Annotated in this window: 8 protein-coding genes and 1 pseudogene; 4 read left to right on the forward strand and 5 right to left on the reverse strand. The window is 37.0% G+C overall.

All coding sequences use genetic code 11. The annotated features are described in order from the left end of the window. The 4 genes and pseudogenes from QZ265_RS07930 to yajC all read right to left on the reverse strand — a co-directional run. Positions 1 to 181 (reverse strand): annotated as a pseudogene (locus QZ265_RS07930) (MATE family efflux transporter); the annotation flags it as partial. A gap of 235 nt (positions 182 to 416) precedes the next feature. Further along, positions 417 to 1,562: a protein translocase subunit SecF gene (gene secF / locus QZ265_RS07935; protein ID WP_296405083.1), complete on the reverse strand. Its 1,146-nt coding sequence runs from the start codon at positions 1,560 to 1,562 to the stop codon at positions 417 to 419. A gap of 51 nt (positions 1,563 to 1,613) precedes the next feature. Continuing rightward, positions 1,614 to 3,491 (reverse strand): protein translocase subunit SecD, encoded by a 1,878-nt coding sequence (secD, locus tag QZ265_RS07940; protein ID WP_296405073.1) that lies wholly within the window; start codon positions 3,489 to 3,491, stop codon positions 1,614 to 1,616. Between the two features lie 537 nt (positions 3,492 to 4,028). Continuing rightward, on the reverse strand, positions 4,029 to 4,355 hold the full coding sequence (yajC, locus tag QZ265_RS07945; RefSeq protein WP_296405075.1) for a preprotein translocase subunit YajC: 327 nt from the start codon (positions 4,353 to 4,355) through the stop codon (positions 4,029 to 4,031). Between the two features lie 396 nt (positions 4,356 to 4,751). Between yajC and QZ265_RS07950 the strand changes: the two genes are divergently transcribed. The 4 genes from QZ265_RS07950 to QZ265_RS07965 all read left to right on the forward strand — a co-directional run bounded on the left by QZ265_RS07950 (position 4,752) and on the right by QZ265_RS07965 (position 8,241). Then, positions 4,752 to 5,126 (forward strand): lipopolysaccharide assembly protein LapA domain-containing protein, encoded by a 375-nt coding sequence (locus QZ265_RS07950; protein WP_296405077.1) that lies wholly within the window; start codon positions 4,752 to 4,754, stop codon positions 5,124 to 5,126. A gap of 568 nt (positions 5,127 to 5,694) precedes the next feature. Continuing rightward, the gene (pyrF, locus tag QZ265_RS07955) at positions 5,695 to 6,390 is read left to right on the forward strand and encodes an orotidine-5'-phosphate decarboxylase (RefSeq protein ID WP_296405084.1); all 696 of its coding nucleotides are present in this window, start codon (positions 5,695 to 5,697) and stop codon (positions 6,388 to 6,390) included. Positions 6,391 to 6,510: 120 nt separating this feature from the next. Further along, positions 6,511 to 7,305: a metallophosphoesterase gene (locus QZ265_RS07960; RefSeq protein ID WP_296405079.1), complete on the forward strand. Its 795-nt coding sequence runs from the start codon at positions 6,511 to 6,513 to the stop codon at positions 7,303 to 7,305. Between the two features lie 177 nt (positions 7,306 to 7,482). Next, positions 7,483 to 8,241 carry a histidine phosphatase family protein gene (locus tag QZ265_RS07965; protein ID WP_296405086.1) on the forward strand — a complete coding sequence of 253 codons (759 nt, stop codon included), beginning with the start codon at positions 7,483 to 7,485 and terminating at the stop codon, positions 8,239 to 8,241. Positions 8,242 to 8,334: 93 nt separating this feature from the next. Here QZ265_RS07965 and rpsT read toward each other — a convergent pair whose 3' ends face one another. Beyond that, positions 8,335 to 8,601 carry a 30S ribosomal protein S20 gene (rpsT, locus tag QZ265_RS07970; RefSeq protein ID WP_296405081.1) on the reverse strand — a complete coding sequence of 89 codons (267 nt, stop codon included), beginning with the start codon at positions 8,599 to 8,601 and terminating at the stop codon, positions 8,335 to 8,337. Positions 8,602 to 9,067 lie beyond the last annotated feature (466 nt).

Here is a 9,067-nt window from a genome sequence, read left to right on the forward strand (position 1 = left end):
GCCAAAGCTGTGAGGCGATCCCGAGTCCTGCTAAATGGTAGGATTTGGGAAAATGCCCGACCACACCGATGTCTATTGCCCCTTGAAGTGGCATGGCCAAATTGGCGATTAAGACAGGTGCGGCTATCGCAATAATATGGCGATAGCTCAAATCTAATGGAGCAGGTTTGATATTATTCATAGCTCGATACTTATATTGTATTTAATAGCTTAAAATGAAATGTAAAATAGTATAGGTATTTTATACAACAAAAAAGCACCCTAAGGTGCTTTTATTGTTTCATATATTAAGCTTGGTATATACAAAGTTTTGAGATCCTAGAACGATTCAAAAATGAGTTCATAAATTCATAAGTTTAATGGTTTTAAATCATAATTTTCTAAAACTTCAATAGATTTTTAAAAATCAAACTATATTAATCTTCAAAAGATTTGGGATCATTAAAGGTGACTACTTCTTCTTGGAACTCAGGTTTAACTTTTACCACAAAGTCATCACGTGATAATCCCATAGCTAATGGAATAGAGCTTGAAATGTAGGTAGAAGAATAAGTACCTACAATTAAACCTATAAAGAATGCAACTGAGAACCAGAATAGCCCGTCACCACCTAGGAATAACATAGCCAGCACCACCACCATAACTGTTGAAACTGTCATGATAGTACGACGTAAAGTTTCTGTTAGTGACAAGTCAACAATCTGCTTGGTAGTTGCATTTCGAACCCTTCTAAAGTTCTCACGAATACGGTCGAATACAACAATGGTATCGTTCAAGGAATAACCAATCAGTGCTAGGATAGCGGCTAATACTGTCAAATCAAAAGGTAGCTTGAATAATGCAAAGAATCCTAAAGTTACAATAGTATCGTGTACCAACGATAATAAAGCGCCCACAGCAAGTTTGAACTGGAATCGAACAGCCACATAAAGCATCATCATTAACAGTGCGGTCAAAATTGCAATGATGGAACCTATGTAGATTTCACTGCCTACTTGGCTACCAATTATATTAACATTACTAATTTTTGCTTTATTATTAGGTAGTTGTAATGCTTTACCTAGACTTTCATTCAAACCTTCAACATTATCAGACTGAGGGGGTAGGCGAACCAATAACTCAGTTGTACCACCTAGATACTGTACAACAGCATCGTTATAACCTGATTTTTCAAGGGATTGAATAACTTCAACTTGCTCAACAGGCTTTTCGTACTTAACATCAGTAGAGACACCTCCTGTAAAATCCAAGCCCAAATTTAAACCATTGATAAATAAAGCACCGATACTAATTAATACCATCAAAAGCGAAAAGATAGCCATTGGCTTTTCAAGCTTCATAAATGGAATTATGTGCTTAGTCCCAACTGCCTTAATACCGCCTTCTGCTAAAGAAGCTTCATCTTCATAAATCTCATCTGGTTCAGAAGTGGGTCGCTCTGCTTTGTTTAAATTGTCTTTTGGCGCTATTAACGTAGTATTATTACCTTTACCATCACGGCGTGGACCATGTTTTTGACGTCGACCACCTTCTACATATTTAGATGATGAGCTGTCCGGCATTCCAGAGTTTGAATTTCGATTGTCATTATTATTAGTAGACATTGTTTTCTCCTAGCCTATGCTCAGTTTGTCGACAGATTTACGATTGCCATAAATTAGATGTACCAAAGCGCGAGTTACAACGATAGCTGTAAATAAAGAGCTTAGAATACCAATGGCAAGGGTAATAGCAAATCCCTTGATGGGGCCAGAACCAATAGAGAATAGGATAATAGCTACCAATAAGGTGGTTATATTACCATCAAAAATACTACTAAAGGCACGGTCGAAACCAGCGACGATAGCTGACTTAGGTCTTACCCCTTCAGCAATCTCTTCTCGTATACGCTCAAAAATCAGAACGTTGGCATCAACCGCCATACCAATAGTTAATACAATACCTGCAATACCTGGTAGAGTTAATGACGCACCTAAGATAGACAATACAGCTACCATAATGACCAAGTTAAAGGCTAAAGCAACGTTAGCAATGACCCCAAATAGGCGGTAGAAGATAATCATAAATAAGAAAACTAAAAAGTAGCCAACCTTGGTTGAAAATAAACCATCATCAATATTTTTCTGACCAAGTGAAGGACCAATGGTACGTTCTTCAACGAAGTACATTGGCGCTGCAAGAGCACCGGATCTAAGTAATAAAGCTAATTCGCTAGCTTCAGCATTACTGTTTAAACCAGTAATACGGAAAGAAGACCCTAATACCGCCTGAATGTTAGCTTGGCTAATGATTTTGGTTTCGGAATAAGGTGTACGAACTTCAACTGTTTCCCCAGTTTTTGGGTCTTTTTTATAGTCAACTTTTTGTTTATTTTCAATAAACAGTACCGCCATCTGTTTACCAACTGCATTTTTGGTAGCATTTTGCATGAGCTTACCACCAGCAGTATCTAAAGTAATATTAACTTCAGGTGAACCATTTTCATCTAATCCAGAAGTCGCACCTTGTACCTTCTCACCGGTCAATATAGGTTGACGGTTTAAGAGCGATGGTGGGCCATCTAATGACATATAAGGGAAAGCTTCGGTTCCAGCTGGGGGTACGCCGCCAGAGTACGTTGCGTTTTCATCTGCAACTAGTCGGAACTCTAGGTTGGCAGTACGACCAAGTACACGCTTAGCTTCAGCCGTATCTTGAACACCAGGTAATTCTACTACAATACGATTGCTGCCCTGAGATTGAACTAAAGCTTCAGAAACCCCTAATTCAGAAATACGATTACGCAAAGTGGTTAAGTTTTGACCCACTGCGTATTCGTTGATTTCTTTCAAAGTTGATGCATTATAATTCAAGCGCAAAGCCGGACCTTGATCGTCCATAGAAGCTTGCATTTCAAACTGATTACCTTGATCACGATGTATAATGCGCTGCGCTTTATCGCGTAGGTCAGTATCCTTAAAATGTAGCAATAGACCTTGATTAATAACGTTAATACCTTTCACAGGTATACGTTCACCACGTAAGCTGCTACGTACATCATTGCTAGTAGTTTTAAGGCGTTGTTCAAGCGCTTTGTTCATATCAACTTCAAGAACAAAGCGAACTCCACCTCGTAAATCTAGACCAAGCTTCAGCGGTTTAGCGCCGATGTTACGCAGCCATTCAGGGGTAGTTTGAGCTAAGTTCAATGCCACAACATAGTCATTACCAAGTTGTTGGCGTAGTACTTCTTGAGCCTTTCGCTGCTCAGCTCCATTTTCAACTCGCAGTAGGGCACTGTTATTTGAAAAAGTAGGATCGTGATAAGCTATTCCGGCTTTATCCAGAAGTTGTTCCGATTGGGTAAGCACCTCGTTAGTCAGCTCTGTACCGGCTGAGGCACTGGTAATTTGTACCGCAGGCTCATCAGGGTATAAGTTTGGCAGAGCATAAAGCCCAGCGATAATAAGCACCGTAACGATTAAGAAATATTTCCAGGCAGGGTAATGCATAGTAGCTTCTTCACTTGAGGGAAGGTAACAGTAGTACGCTACACTATTGACAATATACGATATTTAAAAGCATATAAAACGAACTATTGAGCCGGTTTATATCATCTCTTTTAATTAAAAAATAATCTTCTTAAAATTAATTTTAAAACAAAAAGACTCAGTAATTAACTATAACAATCATAGTTTGTCGCTTATATAACAAGCTCAATATAGTTAATTGCAATTATGCGAAACAACTTTTGATTAAACTTCGCAATTTAGATATCTGAATATGACCATATCTTGTCATAAAATTTATCAAGTAATATGACAAAATTTATGTATGTAGTGCACTCTAATTAATTTAAAAAATAAGACATTTTAACCTAAGATTTAACTTTAGCATCCTGCATAAGCATAGAACCTACTAATTTAGCTCACGAGTTAATTTATCAAATATTCGTTAGCCTTAGAACTAAAGGTGTAGCAGTGACAGGAATAAAGTTAAATTTAATACTATTTATGGATCATAATATTGATATTACAAGCCATCTATCATTACAAACCGTCAATGGTACCATTTGGCAATACAGAGATTACAGAAGCACGCTGAATCTTGACGTCGGTTTTATCATTAAGGGCTACTATCGCATAGTCACCTTCAATTGATTTAATTTTTCCCATTAAACCACCAGCGAAGATTACTTCACTACCCGCAGTTAATGAATCAACCATATTACGGTGCTCTTTGGCTCGTTTAGATTGTGGTCTAATGACTAAAAAATAAAAGATGGCAAAGATAGCTAGTGGAAAAATCCACTGCATAATCATAGCAGTGCCACCCGGAGCTTCTGCAGCATGAGCTGCTTGGATAAATAAGTTCATATAAAGTCCTTAAATTTCTATATAACAGTTACCAAAAAAACAAGCCAGCGGTAGCATAGTAGTTGTCTCTATAAGTTTAATTTTTGATAGAATCAATTGAATTAATGACCACTGGAAAGGATAGTTACCCCTGTTTAAATATAAAGGGGTATAGTTATCATAAATTAACACGCATAGTATCAAAAAAATGACCCATTGATAACCATTACTTGTAATACAGCTATTTATTGCAAGTTATAAAAGCGATAATCTGTCATAAATTTGTTTTTAAACTTAATCAATGCTATCAACAATTAGGCATATAACGTTATAATCCATTTTATTAGTTTATTTAATAAGACTACATATATAGCAATATACTTATTTAAATTAAATTTTCATTATTTGGAGGTGGTTATGCGCTTTGTACTTATTATATTATTATTTTTAGTATTTGGTTATTCTTTAGGCTTAGTTTTAACCAATAGCAGTGAAATTGCTGTGAACTTATTATTTTCTCATGCGCCTGCAATGAATTTAGGATTGCTTCTAATCTTATGTTTATTCCTTGGTATATTGACTGGAATGTTATTGTCGTTATTGTTGTTCAAAGTATTTCAGAACAAGTGGGAAATTAGCCGTTTGAGTAAAGAAAACAAAAAACTTCATGAAAAGTTAGCTCAATCTAATCTTGAGCTTGAAAGATTGACAAAAGTTCCAACAATAGAAGACACAACATATATCGATCCTCAAACCCATGTCAATCCAACAGATACTACGGTTATTCGATAGAAGGTATTGACACAATTTGATTGTTCAAGTTGAATATACTTGATAGTAAGATTTTTCAGAAACGACCTAAGGGTCGTTTTTTTTGTTGATACTTAAGGCGTGTCCCTATTTGCAAATTAAATAAGTTATGGTCTAAAAATGGCTATATTTTCGCCAAACTGTGTCTAATTTCTAGCTAATATGGCTATATTATCTTGGAAATTATTCGTGTTTGACAAAAATCTATCTTATTTTCAGCCTCATAATCCAAATAGGGACACGCCCTAGTTTTGAATAAATGATTTTAAATAAAAAGTTCTAAAAAAAGGTACTAAACAAAGATTCTAAATAAAATAATAAAATAGCAGTCTATAAATTTAGCGATTTTATGAGGGCTACTATATACTGTTTAAAAAATACAGAATTAAACTAATTTTTAGTACTGACTACGAATTACTGACTACGAAAATTTAGTAATTACCCAAAAAACAATCCACTTTTGAAATAGCCTTATTTATTGCATCTATACTAGTTAGGAGACACTGTGACCCAACTTCATCAATCGAATCAACCTATCAAAACTGATTTAATTTCACCTGTTTCACCTATCATTGTAGCCATTGATAAACCCTCATTGAATGAGGCATTAAGCTTAGCCGATCAGCTAGATCCACGTTTATGTCGTGTCAAGGTAGGCAAAGAGTTATTTACCTACTGTGGACCTAAAATTGTCAATGAATTACAAGGCCGTGGTTTCGAAGTGTTTTTGGATTTAAAGTTTCATGATATTCCTAATACAACTGCTCAAGCAGTATTAGCAGCAGCTGATATGGGAGTTTGGATGGTTAATGTTCATGCTAGTGCTGGACTTTTAGCTATGCAAGAGTCAAAAAAGCGCTTACAACAGGCAGGACATGATACCTTATTGATTGCGGTTACCGTTTTAACTTCTATGACAGAAGAGGGTCTTAAGGGTATAGGAATTGATACATCAGTGACAAAACAAGTTGAGCAACTAGCCTTATTGACCAAAGAGGCGGGACTTGATGGGGTCGTATGTTCTGCTCAAGAAGCGCAGCGATTAAAGCAGCTGTGCGGTCACTCGTTTAGATTAATCACCCCAGGAATACGTATGGCAGATGACTCGGCGGATGACCAAAAGCGCATTTGCACGCCAAGTCAGGCCATACATAATGGATCTGATTATCTGGTCATTGGTCGGTCAATCACTCAAGCCCAAAATCCCATTGATAAAATGACACAGATCTTAGCAAGTTTAAACTAAATTAGAAAAGATATCTTTTATAACATCATAGGGACTATGAAGCGGCATAGAATATAGCTTGCGGTTAAGCTTAGACCCCTAACATTTAGAATATCACATAAATTTTATTAATAAGATCCTATGAAACTACAAGTATTAAGTGACCTTCATATCGATAGCTATGAAAAGCGTCAATTGCCATTAGGTAGTCTTGTATCTACCGATGCAGATGTCATTTTAGTAGCTGGAGATACCGCTAATAGTGACACAGGTATGCTCTGGTTACAGCAACAAGCTGAGTTAAATAATAAACCCTTGTTTACCATTGCAGGTAATCACGAGTACTTCTCAGAAGATGTCCAGTCTTTTGATGAAAAGCTTAAGAAGTGGGATACTTTTGATGAAAGTGGCTTTAAGGGGTTGAAATTTCTTCAATGTCAGCATATCGATATTGGTGAGTTTCGTTTGCTTGGCTGTACTTTATGGACAGACTATGAGTTTGAAGCTACAGCGGAGACTAGAGATTTGGTGATGACTTTTATGCGAGATTACCGCCAAATCATGTCAGGGCATCAGTTATTCTCACCAGAGGTATCTATAGAAATTCATCATAAACATCGTGCTTGGTTAAAGCAGGCTTTAATTGAAGCTTATGAGGAAGGTAAGACAGTAATCGTTATGACTCATCATAGCGTTACACCAAGATCAGTGTCACCAAAATATGCGGGTCTGCCTAGCAATGCAGCATTTGTAACGGATTTAAGCTCATGGATGCATCAAGTTTGGGCGCCGAAATTATGGTTACATGGGCATACCCATGAAGCTTTTGATTATCAAGAAGGTAAAACTCGGGTTATCGTAAATCCAAGAGCTTATCCTGGGGAAATTAGCAGTACTCAATTAGAGTTTAATTGGTCGAAGGTGGTCGAAGTTTGATACGGTAGAGATATGACAAAAAAAATAAATGATACGACTAAATCACCGCAACTTGAACTTAATACTGAGTCTAAGTTTGGCACTATACCCAATAATATAGTAGGTACAGCTATCGATGAATCTAAGCAACCATTAAAGGGTCAAAGGTTTCAGCCTGAATTTGACGACTCTAAGCTTATGAGTGGTACGGTGTCAAATACAAGCAATAGGAAGCCTCCTGTCAGAACCCCTGCGCCTGCGCATTTGCCCCCAAGTATGCTGCACTCGGTCAAACACTTACCAAATAGTGATGAGCGTTTAATCTTATTTACGAGGCATTCCTTAAGAGAGCCTTCAAACGGTAAGGGTTTTGCCAGTTATGACCTACCGCTTACGCCTCGAGGAAGAGTGCTAGCAAAATCATGGGGACGATGGCTTGGTGATAATTTGCCTTACTCTATGGACACGCACAGTATCGCTAGTCCGATTTGGCGCTGTGTTGATACCGCCAAACTAATGCAGGAAGGAGCAGGGGTTAGTCAGCCAATTGTTCACCAACCCTTATTGGTTGAGCCAGGTAGTTTAGTCATCAATGCCAAGCAAGCCAATGAAGAGTTTAAAAAGATAGGGGCATTAAATTTTATTAATGCATTTTTACAGAATGTATCAAGCAGTACTAAACCTGCTAAGCAAGGTGCATTAGACCTTCTATTCTTGCTATATCAGTGTCAACCTCAGCCAGGTCATTTGTCATTGGCAGTAAGTCATGATACTTTGTTGGCAGCATTTTTAGGAGTTATGCTACAAAGTAAAGAGATCACATGGGATGATTGGCCAAAGATGATGGAGGGGATGTTTTTGTGGTTTGATAATAAACCGTTTGAAGAAGCTACCGCGAATTTGATCTGGCGTGGTGAAAATTTTCAAGTATCGACACAAAGTTTGATTGTGATTTGAATTCCTATTCATCTAATTGTCAATATCTGCTAAATTAAAAAGGCCCCTAACTCGTAATAAGATAGGGGCCTTTTTTTATTTATAACGAATCAATTAAGCTTTAAGTGCTTTAATTGCTTTATTATAGCGGCTCTTATGACGAGCTGCTTTGTTCTTATGAATAACGCCTTTGTCAGCCAAACGATCAATTACAGGTACAGCTTTATTGTAAGCTGCAGTAGCTGCGTCGTAGTCACCAGCAAGGATAGCAGCATCTACTTTCTTGATGTAAGTACGGATCATTGAACGCTGTGATGCAGCGTGTTGACGACGAGTATTGTTTTGACGAGCGCGTTTACGAGCTTGTGCTGAGTTAGCCACGGATGTCTCCTTGGTAGAGTTTAATTACTAAAGTAGGATTCAGTAATAATTACTGATGAATATAAAAATCAGTAGTTTATAGTATAAACTGGCTGACGCAAAATTCTATTTGTAAAATAACACAACGCTTCTAAATTGCCATGGGTCGAGGGTTACAAGTAAATGAACCCTATTAATTATGGCAAATTCTAAGTCTTCCTATTTTAGCCATTATGGATCTGAGACTATCCATTGGCTAGCATAATAGTTAGTTGACATATTGCAATTACCAGAGCAGCCAACCTGGTCTATGCTTTTAAGCTATCTGATACATTGTTATAAAAACATTAATCATAAGCATAAAATATTTTGCAATGTGTCGTAACACCAAATTGGAATATTACATTTGTGTGTAAATTAAAGCGGACAATTTTAACAAATTAATGGCTTCATTACAATAAAAACCCTATAAATTAAAGCGTGATAA

Source organism: Psychrobacter sp. (genome assembly GCF_018260395.1).
Lineage (GTDB): Bacteria > Pseudomonadota > Gammaproteobacteria > Pseudomonadales > Moraxellaceae > Psychrobacter.

Bases quoted from the DNA above. Each gene is read 5' to 3' on its own strand.
- secF (WP_296405083.1), bottom strand. From the start codon at position 1,562: ATGCCGGACAGCTCATCATCTAAATATGTAGAAGGTGGTCGACGTCAA.
- secD (WP_296405073.1), bottom strand. From the start codon at position 3,491: ATGCATTACCCTGCCTGGAAATATTTCTTAATCGTTACGGTGCTTATT.
- yajC (WP_296405075.1), bottom strand. From the start codon at position 4,355: ATGAACTTATTTATCCAAGCAGCTCATGCTGCAGAAGCTCCGGGTGGC.
- QZ265_RS07950 (WP_296405077.1), top strand. From the start codon at position 4,752: ATGCGCTTTGTACTTATTATATTATTATTTTTAGTATTTGGTTATTCT.
- QZ265_RS07960 (WP_296405079.1), top strand. From the start codon at position 6,511: ATGAAACTACAAGTATTAAGTGACCTTCATATCGATAGCTATGAAAAG.
- QZ265_RS07965 (WP_296405086.1), top strand. From the start codon at position 7,483: ATGAGTGGTACGGTGTCAAATACAAGCAATAGGAAGCCTCCTGTCAGA.